The following is a 15,296-nucleotide window of genomic DNA, read 5'->3' as shown; positions in this document are numbered from 1 at the left end:
CTGCATGTTGGCCTGCTCCTCGGTGAGCTGGCGACTATCGAAAGGGCCAGGAGTGCCCATCTTCGGCGACAGCCGACACGGGTCGAGAATCCGACTGAGATGGCTCCCCGATTGGCTCCCATCGACTTCCAGACATGAGAAAAGGGCCTCCGGATTACTCCGAAGACCCTTCTCACCGGCAACTTCCTGGTGGGGTGTTCACGAGTGGGTCCATCCTGGGAGGAAGGAGGTACTTAGAAGATCGCTTCCCGAGTTCGCTCTGATCGTTTCCCGGATGGGGCGACGGTCAGCCGCTTGGCGCGCATGGCCGCGACCCCGAGGGCGGCCATTGCCGCGAGACAGAGCCAGGCGAACACGTCGCCGACCCGCGCATATACCGTCGGACTACCGGCGACAGGCACATGCGCGGTCATCGTCTGCTGCGTGGTCGTGAAGTAGTCCGCCGAGGTGAGCGTTCGGCCCTGGGGATCGAAGACAGCGGCCAGGCCGTTGCTCGCCTGACGAACCAGCGAGTACCCGTTCTCCACCGCCCGGATGCCTGCCTTCTCTGTATGCGCGGTGCCGAAGCCGTACCAGTCGTTCGACGGCACCAACATCAGATCCACATCCCCGGCCTGCCTCATCAGCGCGGGAAAGTCGGCGTCGAAACAGATGACGTTGGCCAGGCGGCCGAACGGCGTGTCCGCGGTCGGCACCCTGCCGTCGCCGGGGTTGAACGGATCCAGGCCCGGCACCGGGCGGGCCTTCTCATAGGTCCATCGGGCCTTCCCCCTCGGGTCGACGAGGACAGTCTCGTTGCGCATGTACGGCGGCGCGCCCGTGATCACGATCAATCCCGCGTTCACATAGCTGCCTGTCCTGGCGGCGATCGCGGCGATCTCGTCGATCAGCCGCTGCCTGTCGGCCTCGCGTGCCGCACCACCCGCCTCCGGCCAGACCACGATCTTCGCTCCGGCTCTGGCCTCCCGTTCGGTGGCGGCCAGCAGGGAGTCATTAACAGGAGCGAATACTCGCCGAACCATGTCGGGATCGGCGCCGGCAAGCTGTTCTGGCGAGGGGTAACCGTTCAAGGCCTTGTTGGACGTCTCCAGGACCGAACGCGCAGGGCTGACCCCAGCCACCCGTACGGTTTCACCAGCGGGCGCCGCGAATGCCAACCGCAGGCTTCCTCCGGCAAGCACCAGCGCGAGCACGGCTCCGAAGGGTGCCACCCGCCGCCAAGCGAAGCCGTCCTGCCAGAGGTGATTGCAGACGGCGGCGAACCATGCGATGAGGAAGCTGACCCCGTAGCCACCGGTCACCGAGACGACCTGCAGCAACGGGAGGTTGTCGTGCTGGGTGGCGGCCAGCGAACTCAGGATGTTGCCGACCGGGCTGAGGCTCGCGAGCGTGTACTCCACGCCGACCACCCCCGCGGGGAAGACCAGCGTGGCCCACGCGCCGGGCAAGCGCGCCGCGATCAGACGGTCCAGAACGTACGGCACCACGCCCGTCAGCGCCATGACCAGGGAGAGCGCCAAGACTGGGCTGAATACTGGCAGCCCGCTCTCGTAGAGCCAGAATGTAGTGGCCACCATGGTGGCGAGTGCGATGCCGCCCATTGCCGGTAGAGGCCGGCTTGTGCGGGAGAACCGTAATAACAGGATCAGATAGCCCCATGCCGCCCCGGCCACCTCCCATCGACCGTGCGCGGCCACGGCTGAGAGCGCGGTTCCGGCAGCGAGCATTGCCCATCGAGTCTGACGGTTCATGCGGCAAATTTAGGCAGCGCGGACCTCACCATCCCATCTCGCACGCCTCCGAACCAGGGTAAGGAACACCCCCCGCCTGAGCGGAAGGCGTACCCCCGGTTTGCCACTCACAAAGATGGTGGTACCGGCCCCACACAGAACGAATCCGATTCGGAACCCCTGAAACGACAAGATCCCGCCTGATCGCGATGATCAGACGGGATCCCGTCAACTGGCGACGCGCTCACGCACCACTGCCTCGCCCGTATAGCCGGCCAGGCAACGCATCGGCGTGGTCCCTCGGAGATGTTGACGCCGTTGGTGCCGCATGTTGTGATCCACACATGCGTTATTTAGTACTTATTTAGTAGGAAATGAGGCGCTTATGAGGTTGCTCCAGCGTGCTGGCGCGGTTGTCATGCTCCTGGTGAGCGCGGCGGGCATCCATGTCGTGCAGGGCGGACCGGCGCAGGCGGCTCTGCCCACCGCAGCCGTCGTGCTCGGCGACAGCTTCGTCAGCGGGGAGGGCGCGGGGGACTACCAGCCCGTCGTCGACGCCTCCGGTACGGCACAGGACTTCCCCGGCTGGTCGGCGGACAACAGCAACGCCTACTTCTGTCACCGGTCGGCGAATGCCTCGGTGTTCACGGCGTCGCTCCCGGGCATTCAGCAACGTTTCAACCTCGCCTGCTCCGGCGCCCAGCCTGCCGACATCGCCGCCCCCTCAAGCGCCCGGGCCGAGGGACGCGCCGTCGCCTCGCAACTCGATCAGCTGCGCGCAGTTGCCCAGACGCACGATATCGATGTCGTCCTCGTCGGCCTCGGCTCCAACAACAGCCAGTTCACCTTCGGCGACGTCGCCACGTTGTGCGCCAACCGCTTCATCGCCGACGCCTGGACAGGCTGGTGGGAGTTCTGGGCCTATCTGAACGGCGAGGTGCCGCAGAAGCCCTGCACCGCCTCCGACCTGGCCACCGACACCGAGGTCGCCGCCGCCACCACCGAGACCATCACGGCCCTGCGCCAGATCCTCGACACCCTCGACCAGATCGACGCCGACGGCACCCACCAGGTGATTCTGCAGACCTACACCAACCCGCTGCCCCCCGACATCGCCCCGGAGTATTACGACGAGGACGGCCGCACCGACACCCGCGACAAGTTCCGCGCCCTCGGCGCCGAACGGTACGCCGCCGGGTGCCCGATCCACCGGGCGAGCCTCGCCCCTGGGCAGGTGTTCTCCCAGAACCTCGGCTCCCTGGTCAAGAACGCGCATGCCACGCTGGCAGCCGAACGCCCGGCGGCCGACCTGCGCTTACTGGACGTCCAGCGGGCTTTCGACGGGGCCAGGCTCTGCGAGAACCCCGGCAGCCCGGCGGGCGCGCTCGCGACGCCGATCCGGGTACAGGACGGGCCGTCCGGCACGTTCATCACAAGCCTGTCCGGCTGGGACAAGATCGGTATCCAACGGGCGGCGAACACCTGCGGCACCTACTTCCAGACCTGCCAGGAGTCGTGGCACCCCAACGCGGCGGGAGACGCGGTCCTCGGCCAGTGCCTGACCGGCGCCCTCGCCGCGGCGCCCCGCGCGATCGTCACGTGCGCCCGTAACCCGAACGGCACGCTCACCATCTCCTGACGTCTCCTCAGCTTCGCGTCCGGCCGTCTGGAGCCGGGCGCGGCGCGAGGCAGGCGATCGGCCTGGTCAGCACGGCGTGGACGGCGCCGCCCGCCCTCGGCTTCCCCACCGTCGTCGACCGCGCCTACACCGACCAGCAAGCGCCCATCACCCGACTGATCGACTCCGCCGCCGATCGCACAGCATCCTGCCGACCGTTGGGCCTCGCATGCCCACCGGCCAATCCCGTACGCGCTCACAGTGGTCCAACCCCACCAGCGCCCTCCGCCGCAGCCACCACGTGGACCAGAACCAGCCCATCCAGCGGCGATGATCATCCTCATGGGACGACGGCTCGCGCGATCCGCCTCTCCCACGCAGCCCTGACGATCATTTTGTGTACGGGCACTTGCTGACCGCCGCCTCCGTGACATCGGCGACGCCCTGCGGTGCCAGCTGACTCGCACCATAGATCCGTCAGCCCTCCTACGTCTAATGGTGCGAGACACGAGGAGAGCCCTTGCACCCTGACCATCAGCGCGACTTCACCGAGTTCGTCGCCAGCCGATCCGACAGCTTGATCAGGCTCGCCTACGTTCTGACCAACGACCAGCACGCCGCCGAGGACCTGCTGCAGACGGCGCTGGCCAAGACAGCCGCTCACTGGCGGCGTATCCGAGACAACCCGGAGGCGTACGTGCGCCGGGTCATGTACCACGAACAGGTCGGGCGGTGGCGCAGCCCGCGCTGGGGCCGCGAACGCGTGCTCGAAGCGCCTCCCGATCACGGCGTGGCCGACCACACCTCCGAGGTGGAGACCCGCATCACGCTGGCCAAGGCGTTACGGGTCCTGCCCGCGCGCAAACGAGCGGTGCTGGTGCTGCGCTATTACGAAGACCTCTCGGAGTCCGAGGTCGCCAAGGTCATGGGCTGCTCGGTGGGCACCGTACGCAGCCAAACCCATCAAGCCGTCGCCCGCCTGCGCAAGCTGGTCGGCGAGACCGTCATCCTGGAAGGCCTGCAGTGACCATCGACGAACGGCGGATCGCCGAAGAGCTGCGCCTGATGGCCGGCGAAGCCACCCCCGTGGACCCGCTGGCTTATGCCACGCGGACTCTCGCCCGGCGCCGGCGCCGGGCGTGGTCGGTCGCCGGGCTCACGGCGGTGGCCGTGGCCGCCACGGTGGTCGCGGCGGTGGTCCTGCCCTCCCCGGACACCCCCGGCCCGGACACCGCGGCCGGCGTGGCGGCTCTGCCGGACAACACCCCCGAGCAGTTGCAGCTCGTACGCAAGTGCATGCCCCAGGGCGGGCCCGTCCACAGCATGGACGGGAACCGGCGGATCGCCGAGCACGGGGCGGCTGACGATTTCCGGGTACTGGTGGAGTCCCAAGACACGGGCGGAACCACTGCCCTGGTGGGCAGTGACGCCGGTTTCGTGCTCTGCACGCCGACCGATCAGAAGGACATGGCGGAGCGCGCGGTCTTCACCTACTGGGGGTTCAAGCCGCCCGGGGATCTAGCCGGGTTCTCCGGTGATCTTCAGGTGGACGCATACACCAGCCACACGCATTCGTACACCGTCGGCAAGCAGCGGATCCAGAAGGACGACATGTACCGGGTCGTCACCGGGCGGGCCAGCGACGCCGTGCGGCGGGTTGAGGTCGACTGGGCGGACGGGCGGCGTACGTCGGCGCGGATCGCCAACGGGTTCTTCATCGTACGGATCATCGGGAAGCTGGTGCGCGACCCCGAAGACCCCGAGAATGAGGAAGCCACGATCCTGGACTCGCCGCCCGTCACGGTGACGGCGTACGGGACCGACGGGAAGGTGCTGCGGCAGGAGAAGAACGTCGCCTTCGGACCGCTGGGGCGCGGCAGCGACTGACGGCATCAGGCAGCCGCTGGAGCCGCGAGGGCGGCGGCTACCGACCTCGGGGCCCGCACGATGCCCTCCACCGCCGTCTTGGGCTCACCGGACCACTCCGCGCCGGAACAGTCCCTTGGGGCTACCAGCCGGTGCGATACATCGTCCACGCGAGCGCGCCCTTGCCGGCCATGCGCTGGTAGGCGCGCAGGTGCGGAACCCCGGCGGGCGCGGGCTAGCGGCTCATCCGCGTCTAGTACCCCGGCGTAGCTGGCCAGGGTGGCGGCGGGGATCGCGTCCCAGGCGGGCACGCCGACGAGGGCCTTCTCCGCGGTCTGCAGGGTGTGCCCGGCCATGATCAGGTGGGGGACGATGTCGGCGATGCCCTGCCATATGACGCAGCTCCCAGCCGCCGAGGTCGCCGGGCGGGCACGACCCCATCACCCGCACCCAGCGCGAGGATGAGACGGTGTTCACCTGGGGCACCGCCGACCCGCTGATGGGCGCCCGCTACCGCCTGGAATGGCGCTTCCGCGCCCGCCCGGACGACCCAGACAATGCCGCCGGCCCGCCGCCGACCCTGCGCACCAGCAGCGACCGGATGAAAGCCGCCGGCATCGTCCAGGCCGGGCACCCCATCCTGGCCGCCGTCGCCGGCCGAGCCCGCGAGTGATCAACGCGCTGTTCGCCGCGCTGCAGCGCGTCCGCGAACACGACGTGTTCCACAACCCTGCCAGCACTCTGGAACGCCAGGCCGACAGGGCACTCCGCTCCCGAAGATGTCCCCAAGCCGCGACTAGAGGAACATTTGTCCAATCCGCCGGCGAGCGCCTTCGGCGACAGTGGGCCCATGACCATTCCTGACGGCACCACGGAGAGTTCGATCCTGGCCCTGGACGACGGAGACGTCTACGTGTGTCAGGACGGCACCCACGTGCCCCCGCACTCGTCCTCCCCGATCGATCTCTTCGAGTCCTCCATCCACCTGCGCCAAGTCGGCGAGATCGACGCCAGGAGAAGATTCACGGACTCCGGCTAGGACAGCTGGCAGCTGAAGGTGTTCCACGCGAAGACCGATGCCGACGTCCACGCCGACCGCTGGGAAGTCCACACCGCGGCCGAGGAGATCGTGTCCTGCCTCATCGGGAAGATACGCCTCTACCTCCGTCCCGAGCTGGCGGGACAGCAGGAGAAAGAGGTCAGGCTGGTGGCCGGCACCGCTGCCATCGTCCCGCGCGGACTGTGGTACCACATCGAGCTGGACGTCCCCAGCAACATCATGGCCGTCACCCTGCCGCGAGGCAGCCGCCTGGAGATGCGGACCGGAGCCTGGAAGCCCAGGCCGGCCCGCTCGCACCCTGCCCCTTCATCCACCGCCGCCCCTCATCCACCATCGGCTCGGCCACGGGCCGGGTCGTGACGAGATCGACGAAGACCGGAGAACGATGACCACCACCACCGACCTCGCTCAGACGATCGAGCAACCGGATGCCGATTCCGCGGTGGGACAGAGCATGACACGGCTGTTGCGCCCTCATCTGCGGAGTTTCGCGGCCGTGGTGATCCTGCAGGTCATCGGCGCGCTCGCGGGTCTGGCCCCGCTACTGGCGGTCGTCGAACTGGGCCGTACCCTGCTGTCGCCCGACCCGATCGACCACGTTCACGTCTGGACCGTGATGATCGCAGGTGCGACCGGCCTGCTCATCCGGCTGCTGTGCACCGCCGCGTCGTCGGGAATCGGGCATGTTCTCGACAGCCGGGTGCAACTGACGTTCCGCCGGCAGCTGGCCGCATCGCTGGGACGCGTCCCGATCGGCTGGTTCTCCCGGCGCCGCACCGGCGAGCTGGCCAAGGTGGTGGGCGAGGACGTCAGTGCCGTGCACCCGTTCATCGCCCACGCCCCCGGCGAGCTCGTCGCCGCGTTCGTAGTGCCGCTGGTGTCGCTGATCTACTTGTTCACCGTCGACTGGCGGCTCACGCTGATCACGCTGATCCCTGTGGTGCTGGCGATAACGCTGGTCCCGCTGCTGATGCTGCCCACCAGGACGCGCGAGCAGGAGGCCTACGACGCGGCCATGGCACGGATCGCCAGTTCCGTCGTCGAGTTCGTGCAAGGCATCTCGGTGGTCAAGGCGTTCGGCGGAGGCGAGCGCGCCCACCGCACGTTCCTGACGGCCGCCGACGACTTCGTCAGCATCTTCTCCCGCTGGGTGCGCGGCATGTCCGTGATCGCCGCCGGGATGCAGCTGGCGCTGTCGCCGCCGTTCGTGCTGCTGGTCGTGCTGGTCGGCGGCACGGCTCTGATCACCTCCGGCGGCCTGGCCCCGGCGGATCTGCTGCCGTTCCTGCTGCTCGGGCTGGGACTGACCGCTCCGGTGGCGGCGCTCGGCCACGGCTTCGACGATTTGCAGAGCGCTGGCCGCGCGATCGGCCGGATCAAAGACGTGCTCGCCGTCCGGCCACTGCCCGAGCCCGCCCACCCGCGTCCGCCGCAGGGGCACCGGGTGGAACTGCGTGACGTCCGCTTCGCCTACGACGCCGACCACGAGGCGCTGCGCGGCATCGACCTGGTGCTGGAGCCGGGGACGGTCACCGCGGTCGTCGGGCCGTCGGGAAGCGGCAAGTCCACGCTGGTCCAGCTGCTGCCGCGGTTCTTCGACCCCACCCACGGCTCGGTCCTTCTCGGCGGCATCGATCTGCGCGAGATCGGCAGCCGGGAGCTACATCGGCAGGTGTCCTTCGTCTTCCAGGACGTCCGTCTGCTGCGCGTCTCGGTCGCCGACAACATCGCGCTGGCGGTGCCGCGGGCCAGCCGCGACGACGTGATCCGCGCCGCCCGACTGGCCGACATCCACGACCGCATCCTCCAACTGCCGCGCGGATACGACACGGTGCTCGGTGAAGAGACCAAGCTGTCCGGAGGCGAGGCGCAGCGGATCTCGATCGCCCGCGCGCTGCTGGCCGACGCGCCCGTTCTGGTGCTGGACGAAGCGACCTCCTTCGCCGACCCGCAGACCGAACAGGCGGTCCGCCGGGCCCTGGCGACGCTGAGCGGCGACCGCACGATCGTCGTCATCGCCCACCGGCTGGAGACGGTCGCCGACGCCGACACCGTCGTGGTGCTGGAGGACGGAGCGATCGTCGAACGCGGCAGATCCGCCGACCTGCTGACACGAGGCGGAAGGTTCGCCGCGTTCTGGCGATCCCACCAATCCGCCGAGATCGAAACCCACGATGGCGTACTGCGAGGAGACGAGCCCCGATGATCCGAATGCTGCTGCGCGTGCTCGGAGACGAGTACGCGCAGGCGATGCGCCGCACCGTGATCCTGATGACGATCACCGCGGTGGTCGAAGGTTTGTCCTACGCGCTGCTGGTCCCGGTGCTGCGGGCGCTGCTCGGCAGCACGCCCGCGAACGCCGTGCCCTGGCTGGTCGCGTTCGGGTCCGCGGTCGCCCTCTACGCTGTGCTGCGCTACATCAGCGACTTGTCCGGTATGCGGGTCGGGACCACCATGTTGCGCGGCATGTATCACCGGCTCGGCCAGCATCTGGCCCGCCTCCCCCTCGGCTGGTACAACGCCGCTCGCATTGGCGAGGTGTCCGTCCTGGCCGGCCGCGGCCTCCTGCAAGCCATGGGCGTGGCCGCGCATCTGCTGGCACCGTTCATCTCCGCCCTGGTCACGCCCCTGACCATCGTGGCCGTGATGACCGCCTTCAACTGGCGGATGGGGCTGGCCGCGTTGCTCGCCGCACCCGTCGTGGCGGCGATCCAGGCCTGGACGGCACGCGCGACGGCTGCCGCCGACGCCGAGCGTCACGAACGCGACCAGGAGGCCAGCGGGCGCGTCATCGAATTCCTCCAGGCTCAGCCGGTGCTGCGGGCCGGCGGTCGAACCGGCGAACGCTTCCAGCTGCTCGACGACTCGCTGCTGGATGCCCAGCGCGCCTCCCGCCGTACCGTGCTGGCGACGCTGCCCAGCGCCGTGGGGCTGACGCTCACCGTGCAGACGATCTTCACCGGGCTACTGGTCCTGGGCGCCTACCTCGCGCTCGGCGGGAACATCGGCGCGGCGGAGATCCTGGCGATCCTGGTGCTGGCCGCTCGCTGCGCCGACCCGCTGCTGTCGCTGTCGGACATCGGCGGCAAACTCCGCGGCGCGCGTTCGGAGCTGGCCAGACTCGAGATGGTGCTACGCACCGAGCCGCTGCGGGAACCCCGCGAGCCGATCCAGCCGACGCACCACGGCCTCGAGCTCGACGCCGTCGCCTTCCGGCACGGCGAGCTCACGGTGTTCGACGAGGTGTCGCTCACCGTCCCTGAGGGACAGCGGCTCGCGGTCGTCGGGCCGTCCGGCGCGGGCAAGAGCACGCTGCTGCAGTTGCTGGCGCGCTTCTACGACGTGGACGCCGGCGCGGTGCGCGTGGGAGGCGTGGACGTGCGCGCGATCAGCACCGAGGCGTTGATGGCGCGGATCGCCATCGTCTTCCAGGATGTCTATCTCTTCGACGGCACGATCGAGGAGAACGTGCGCCTGGGCCGTCCCGACGCAGGCGTTGCCGAGGTGCGGGCGGCGGCGACTGCGGCGCGTTTGGACGAGGTGATCGAGCGACTGCCCGGCGGATGGGCGGCGAACGTCGGCGAGGGCGGCGCGCTGCTGTCAGGTGGTGAGCGCCAGCGTGTCTCGATCGCGCGGGCGCTGCTGAAGAACGCGCCCATTGTGCTGCTGGACGAGGTGACCTCGGCGCTGGACCCGGTCAACGAGGCGGCCGTCCACGAGGGCATCCAGCGCCTGATGGCGGGCCGGACGGTGGTGATGGTGGCGCACCGGATGCGGACCGTCCAACGCGCCGACCGCATCGTCTTTCTGGACGGCGGTCGGATCGTGGAGGAAGGCAGCCACGACGAACTGCTCGACCACGGCGGCCGCTACGCCGACTTCTGGAACATCTCCATGGCTCCCGCCGTGCGGGAATGAGCCCGCCGGGCCCGTGTTCCGGCCTTGGGGCCTTGGTACAGCCGTCATGGTGGCGGCCGCCCGGGTTTCGACTCCGCGGGAACATTTGTCCAAGACTGGCGGCCAGCCGCCCGTGCACAGTCTCCCTATGAGTGAATACGACATTGAGCACTCGCATGGGATGCACGTGGTCCATGACGGCCCGCGGCAGGCGCCGCCGTTGCTGCTCATCCACGGGTCGGGGGCCTCGGGCGGTTTCTGGGGTCCAGTGGTCCCGGCGCTGGCCGGCCACCATCACGTCATACGCATCGACCTGCCGGGCTGCGGGCAGTCCCCGCCCGCGCCGTCGTATGACGTGCCCGCGCAGGCGGGTCAGGTGGCGGCGCTGCTGGACGACCATGGGCTTCGTCATGTCGCCGTGGCCGGGCACTCCAGCGGCGGCTACGTCGCCACCGCGCTCGCCGAGCAACGTCCCGACCTCGTGGGTTCGCTTTCGTTGATCAGTAGCGGCCCGAGTCCGGATGCACTCCTCCGGCAGCCGTTCATTCTTCGGGTGCTGCTGGCCCCGCCTTTGGGCCCGCTCATTTGGCCGACACGTTCAGATGCGATGATCCGCAAGGGGATCAACGCGACGGCCGTTCGCCCGGTGGACCTCCCGGACGACGTGGTCGCCGACGTACGGAGCATCACCTACCGCGTGATGAGAACGGTGCTGAGCCGCAACACCGCCTACATCGCCGAACGGAGCATGCCCGAGCGTCTGGCCGCCCTCCAGGTCCCCGTTCAGGTGATCTTCGGCTCTGCCGACCCCCGTTGGGAGCCGTCGTCGGCGCACCAGTACGACGCGGTGCCGAACGCACGGGTCGAGCTGCTGCCCGGCGTCGGGCACCTACCCATGGTGGAAGAGCCCGAGACGACCAGCAAACTGCTGCTGAGCTTCACGGCAACGGGCCGCCGACGACCCGTGGTCCCTGATGCCTAGACTGGCCATGTGCTGCCGACCGGGACGCCACCTGACCGGGCGTGGGTGGACGTCGCAGTCCCAGGCCCGTCGGTTCGGCTGCCGGGGGTCAGCATGGCCGGGTTCCGCCATCGTGCCCCGGCCTTGGTGGACATCGCCATGGTCGCGTACCCGTCCGTCACCCTGCTCGTCGATCTGAGCGAGGGAGAAGGCGTCGTCTACGAAACCCATGGCCGGCACGAGCGCGGCAGTGTCGTCGTCGGGCTCCTCCCCGGCGATCTCCGGGCGGCTGGCTGGGGAGCCGGCCAGTGCCTCCAGATCCGGCTGGAGCCGGTCGCGGCGGCTGCGTTGTTCGGCGCATCGACCGAGCTCAGCGGAACGGTGGTAGCCCTTAAGGAGGTCTGGGGCCGCGACGCCGAGCGAGCCGAGGACAGGCTGCGCGCCGCCGCGTCGTGGGACGAACGATTCACGATCGCGGTGGACATCCTCGGCCGACGGCTGGGCGCCCACCCACCGGTCGATCCGCGGGTCGCCTACGCCTGGCGGCGCACGCTCACCAGCCGGGGGCGGGTGCGGGTCGACGGCCTGGCGGACGAGGTCGGCTGGAGCCGCAAGCGCCTGTGGTCCCGCTTCCGGTCCCAGCTCGGCATCACACCCAAACGCGCCGCCCGGCTGGTGCGCTTCGACCACGCCGCCCACCTACTCGCGGCGGGCCACGCCGCCGCCCACGTTGCCGCCGAGAGCGGCTACGTCGACCAGTCCCACCTCCACCGCGAGGTCACGACGTTTGCCGGGCTCACGCCCACGGCCCTGGCCGTCGCGCCGTGGCTCGCGGTCGACGACGTCGCGTGGCCGGCTTCATCGCCGACCCAGCGCCCGGCGAAGGATGGCGAACGCATCCCCGACCTTCGTTGAACAGCTTGCCTCCACGATGCGGCTGCCACGCGCCGCGCAGGTGGAGAGACCCGCCGCGTCAGGGCGGTTTCGTCAAAGTCCCCGCAGAAGGTTCGCTGGTCGTGGCCGCATCTCGAGAACTTCCGTGGGTGGGGTGTTCACGAGTGGCCTTGACCTGCCGATGAACCAGTGGGCGGTTGATCGCTTTCCCGGGCTGGGAGTGATCGTTTCCCGACAGAAAGCTGTACGGTACTCACCGTGGCTCATCCGAACACTCTTCTCAGCCTCATTCGCCGTACTCCAGCGGCCGCCGAGTTGCTGGTATGGCCGTTCGACTTCGATGTCTCGCGCACCGAGCACATGGAGGTGGTGCCCTCTGGACGCTCACAACGTCCGGCGCTCGTTCCGCAGGATCACCAAGAATGCGGGGCTCGGGACAGACTGGACGCCTCGTGAGCTACGCCACTCATTCGTCTCCATCATGAGCGACCAGGGCATACCCATCGAGACCATCGCCGATCTCGTCGGGCACGCGGGCACCAGCGTCACGGAAGCCGTGTACCGGCGCCAGCTCAGACCGGTGATCACCAAAGGTGCCCAAACGATGAACACCATCTTCGGCGACAGCCAACACGGGTAGAGAGTCCGAGTGAGATGGCTCCCCGATTGGCTCCCATCGACTCCCAGACAAGGGAAAAGGGGCTCCGGATCAACTCCGAAACCCCTTGTCACCTGCAACTATCCTGGTGGAGATGAGGGGATTCGAACCCCTGACCCCTTCGATGCGAACGAAGTGCGCTACCGGACTGCGCTACATCCCCATGGACGTGACCAGATTAGCAAACCCCCGGCACTCCTCGCGCCACACATTCAGTCCCCAACCGCCCGCCGAGGCGGCTCCGCGTACTGATCGAACAGTACGTCCCCCTGCCGAGCCGCCAGATCGATGATCTCGGCCTGTGCCTGTTCGGCCGCCAGCTCCGCAGCCCGCTGCTGCTCGCGCAGGCGGCGGGCGCGGGCCGCACGGGCCTGAGCCGCACGATCGCGCCGTTCGCGGTCCACCTGGACCGCGATCCGGAGGAAGGCCATGTACGCCAGCATGATGACCCCGGCGGGCGCGACGCTCCACCAGGGGATCACCTTGACCGCAGCGGTGACGACAGAGGCGATCACGAGCAGGGCGGTGAAGAAGAGCAGTCGCCGGCGCCGGGCCACGATGATCGCGCGGCGCCTGGCCCGGAACTGCCGTGGGTCGACTCGTTCGAACTCGCCCGTGTAGTCCTCGGGCTGCTCCACCAGATCGTCGGGCTGCTGGGACAGGTCCGGTAGCTGGTGTTCGCCGGTGTAGTACTCCTCGAGCTCCACCAGCTCGGCGAGGTTGGTCTTGTCCCTGCGCAACCACATCGGAACCAGGACACACAGCCACATGACGACGATGGCCAGGTAGAGGAGGATGCTCACAGCCACCTCCGGGCAGCACGAAGACGCCTTGCTGCTGGCGGCGTCTTCGATGTGCTCACGTCACGCACCGTAAGACCGCGTGTCACTAATTGACGAGCATTCGGTGCGGTGTGTCGCGAGATCGTCAAACCTCTTCTACCGGAGACCCACCGTGAGCGGCTGACTCACGCGCGCGACGCCACTGTACGAGCAAGCCCCCGGGTACGTCCTCGACGGTCAACGCGTAACAAATGTGATCGCGCCAGGCTCCATCGATGTGAAGTTGGCGACGCCGTATGCCTTCTTCCCTGAATCCCAGCTTCTCAACCACCCTGCGGCTGGCTTGGTTCTCGGGGCGGATGTTCGCCTCCAGCCGGTGCAGGCCGGTGGTGAAGAAGCAGTGGTCGACGGCCATCGCGAGCGCGGTCGGGGTGATGCCCTGACCGGCCAGCGCGCCGTCGATCCAGTAGCCCACCTGTGCTGAGCGGGCCGAGCCCCAGACGATGGCGCCGATGGTCAGCTGCCCCGCGAACCGGCCACCGTGCGTGACGACCCACGGCAGCGCGAGGCCCTGCCTGGCCTCGCGGCGCAGGGTGCCGACCATGGAGATGTACGGGCCGAGGCCCGTTCGGAACAGCGGCGTCTCCGGATTGCTGGGCTCCCAGGGACGCAGCCACTCGGCGTTGCGCAGCCGTGTCTCTCGCCACACACGTACGTCGGCCAGTCGCAGCGGTCGCAGGCCCACCGGGCCTTCGTTGAGAACCGCCGGCCAGCCACGAAGTCGATCCACATCTCTCATCATCCCCCTATCGGGCACGATGTCGCCACGGATCAGCAGCGGTGACTCTCCGCACACTAAGGGCGGGGGTGGTCGCCGCCCCGAATCTGATCGACCGCGTGCTGAAGGACGGGAGCGAGTACGGCCACACCATCCCGTACGCCGCCGGAGGATCCGGGCAGATTGACGATCAACGTGTCGCCCGCCTGGCCCGCCAGACCACGGGAAAGGATCGAGGTCGGAACTTTGTCGCGATTCGCCTGCCGGATGGCCTCGGCTATCCCGGGAATCTCGCGGGTGATCACCCGAGCCGTCATCTCCGGCGTCAGATCGGTCGGTGTCAGTCCGGTCCCGCCGGTCGTCACGATCACCGCGTACCCTGCCGAAACGCCGTCGCGGAGTGCGGCCTCGACCGGCTCCCCATCGGGCACCACGACGGGCCCCTCCACGGCACACCCGGCGTCCGAAAGCAGCGAAACTAGGAGCGGTCCCGATTTATCGGCGTAAATCCCGGCTGATGCGCGATTCGACACGGTAACCACTAATGCCCGGATCACCGCATCGGGGGTCACCGCGCCCACAACCCGGCCTCGCCGCCCACCCGCATGATCACCGCGTCCACAACCCGGTCTTCCCGCCCACCTTCTCCTCCACCCGCACATCGGTGATCACCGCGGCCGGATCGACCGCCTTGACCATGTCGATCAACGCGAGCGCCGCCACGGACACCGCCGTCAGCGCCTCCATCTCGACACCGGTACGGTCGGCCGTCTTCACCCGGCAGGTGATGGCGACCCCCCAATCCTCGACGTCGAGCGACACCTTGACCCCGTGCAACGCGATCGGATGGCAGAGCGGGATCAGATCGGGCGTCCGCTTGGCGCCCATGATGCCGGCGATCCTCGCCACACCGAGCGCGTCGCCCTTGGGCACCTCACCCGACCGCAGCAGCTCCACCACCGCGGCCGACAGCAGCACCCGCCCGGTGGCCGTGGCCGAACGCGCCCCGACCTCCTTGCCGGACACGTCGACCATGCGTGCGGCGCCCGTCT

At 68.7% G+C, this 15,296-nt stretch carries 16 protein-coding genes and 1 tRNA gene; 11 read left to right on the top strand and 6 right to left on the bottom strand.

Annotated features, from left to right (window positions below):
* Positions 1-233: 233 nt before the first annotated feature.
* The gene (locus ACQP2T_RS07200; protein ID WP_433515411.1) at positions 234-1,751 is read right to left on the bottom strand and encodes an apolipoprotein N-acyltransferase; all 1,518 of its coding nucleotides are present in this window, start codon (positions 1,749-1,751) and stop codon (positions 234-236) included.
* A 364-nt stretch (positions 1,752-2,115) separates the two neighbouring features.
* On the opposite strand from ACQP2T_RS07200, the gene ACQP2T_RS07195 reads away from it, so the two are divergent.
* The 11 genes from ACQP2T_RS07195 (at position 2,116) to ACQP2T_RS07145 (ending at position 12,666) form a co-directional block, all read left to right on the top strand.
* The gene (locus tag ACQP2T_RS07195) at positions 2,116-3,369 is read left to right on the top strand and encodes a hypothetical protein (protein ID WP_433515410.1); all 1,254 of its coding nucleotides are present in this window, start codon (positions 2,116-2,118) and stop codon (positions 3,367-3,369) included.
* 499 nt (positions 3,370-3,868) lie between these two features.
* Positions 3,869-4,375 (top strand): SigE family RNA polymerase sigma factor, encoded by a 507-nt coding sequence (locus tag ACQP2T_RS07190; protein ID WP_433515409.1) that lies wholly within the window; start codon positions 3,869-3,871, stop codon positions 4,373-4,375.
* Positions 4,372-5,235 (top strand): hypothetical protein, encoded by an 864-nt coding sequence (locus tag ACQP2T_RS07185; protein WP_433515408.1) that lies wholly within the window; start codon positions 4,372-4,374, stop codon positions 5,233-5,235. The genes ACQP2T_RS07190 and ACQP2T_RS07185 overlap by 4 nt, the downstream gene beginning before the upstream one ends.
* 448 nt (positions 5,236-5,683) lie before the next feature.
* Positions 5,684-5,887: a hypothetical protein gene (locus ACQP2T_RS07180; RefSeq protein WP_433515407.1), complete on the top strand. Its 204-nt coding sequence runs from the start codon at positions 5,684-5,686 to the stop codon at positions 5,885-5,887.
* A 177-nt stretch (positions 5,888-6,064) separates the two neighbouring features.
* Positions 6,065-6,253 carry a hypothetical protein gene (locus ACQP2T_RS07175; protein ID WP_433515406.1) on the top strand — a complete coding sequence of 63 codons (189 nt, stop codon included), beginning with the start codon at positions 6,065-6,067 and terminating at the stop codon, positions 6,251-6,253.
* Positions 6,254-6,271: 18 nt separating this feature from the next.
* Positions 6,272-6,634, top strand: a complete 363-nt coding sequence (locus tag ACQP2T_RS07170) for a cupin (protein ID WP_433515405.1) — start codon at positions 6,272-6,274, stop codon at positions 6,632-6,634.
* Between the two features lie 25 nt (positions 6,635-6,659).
* Positions 6,660-8,480 carry an ABC transporter ATP-binding protein gene (locus ACQP2T_RS07165; RefSeq protein ID WP_433515404.1) on the top strand — a complete coding sequence of 607 codons (1,821 nt, stop codon included), beginning with the start codon at positions 6,660-6,662 and terminating at the stop codon, positions 8,478-8,480.
* Positions 8,477-10,192, top strand: a complete 1,716-nt coding sequence (locus ACQP2T_RS07160) for an ABC transporter ATP-binding protein (protein WP_433515403.1) — start codon at positions 8,477-8,479, stop codon at positions 10,190-10,192. Before ACQP2T_RS07165 ends, ACQP2T_RS07160 begins: the two co-directional genes overlap by 4 nt.
* Before the next feature lie 127 nt (positions 10,193-10,319).
* Entirely contained in the window at positions 10,320-11,153 is an 834-nt protein-coding gene (locus ACQP2T_RS07155; RefSeq protein WP_433515402.1) for an alpha/beta fold hydrolase, read from the top strand.
* Between the two features lie 9 nt (positions 11,154-11,162).
* Positions 11,163-12,047, top strand: a complete 885-nt coding sequence (locus ACQP2T_RS07150; protein ID WP_433515401.1) for a helix-turn-helix domain-containing protein — start codon at positions 11,163-11,165, stop codon at positions 12,045-12,047.
* Positions 12,019-12,666: a tyrosine-type recombinase/integrase gene (locus ACQP2T_RS07145; protein ID WP_433515400.1), complete on the top strand. Its 648-nt coding sequence runs from the start codon at positions 12,019-12,021 to the stop codon at positions 12,664-12,666. Before ACQP2T_RS07150 ends, ACQP2T_RS07145 begins: the two co-directional genes overlap by 29 nt.
* Before the next feature lie 104 nt (positions 12,667-12,770).
* Here ACQP2T_RS07145 and ACQP2T_RS07140 read toward each other — a convergent pair.
* The 5 genes from ACQP2T_RS07140 to moaC form a co-directional block, all read right to left on the bottom strand.
* Positions 12,771-12,847 (bottom strand) — tRNA-Ala (locus ACQP2T_RS07140).
* Between the two features lie 49 nt (positions 12,848-12,896).
* Positions 12,897-13,487 (bottom strand): divisome protein SepX/GlpR, encoded by a 591-nt coding sequence (gene sepX / locus ACQP2T_RS07135; RefSeq protein ID WP_433515399.1) that lies wholly within the window; start codon positions 13,485-13,487, stop codon positions 12,897-12,899.
* A 124-nt stretch (positions 13,488-13,611) separates the two neighbouring features.
* Entirely contained in the window at positions 13,612-14,265 is a 654-nt protein-coding gene (locus ACQP2T_RS07130; RefSeq protein ID WP_357944580.1) for a GNAT family N-acetyltransferase, read from the bottom strand.
* A gap of 56 nt (positions 14,266-14,321) precedes the next feature.
* Positions 14,322-14,816 carry a MogA/MoaB family molybdenum cofactor biosynthesis protein gene (locus ACQP2T_RS07125; protein ID WP_433515398.1) on the bottom strand — a complete coding sequence of 165 codons (495 nt, stop codon included), beginning with the start codon at positions 14,814-14,816 and terminating at the stop codon, positions 14,322-14,324.
* A 37-nt stretch (positions 14,817-14,853) separates the two neighbouring features.
* Entirely contained in the window at positions 14,854-15,279 is a 426-nt protein-coding gene (moaC, locus tag ACQP2T_RS07120) for a cyclic pyranopterin monophosphate synthase MoaC (protein WP_372470479.1), read from the bottom strand.
* Between the last annotated feature and the right edge of the window lie 17 nt (positions 15,280-15,296).

This window comes from Nonomuraea sp. CA-143628, from assembly GCF_050942315.1.
In the GTDB taxonomy this organism is placed as follows: Bacteria; Actinomycetota; Actinomycetes; order Streptosporangiales; family Streptosporangiaceae; genus Nonomuraea.
This window is presented reverse-complemented; position numbering and strand designations above follow the sequence as displayed.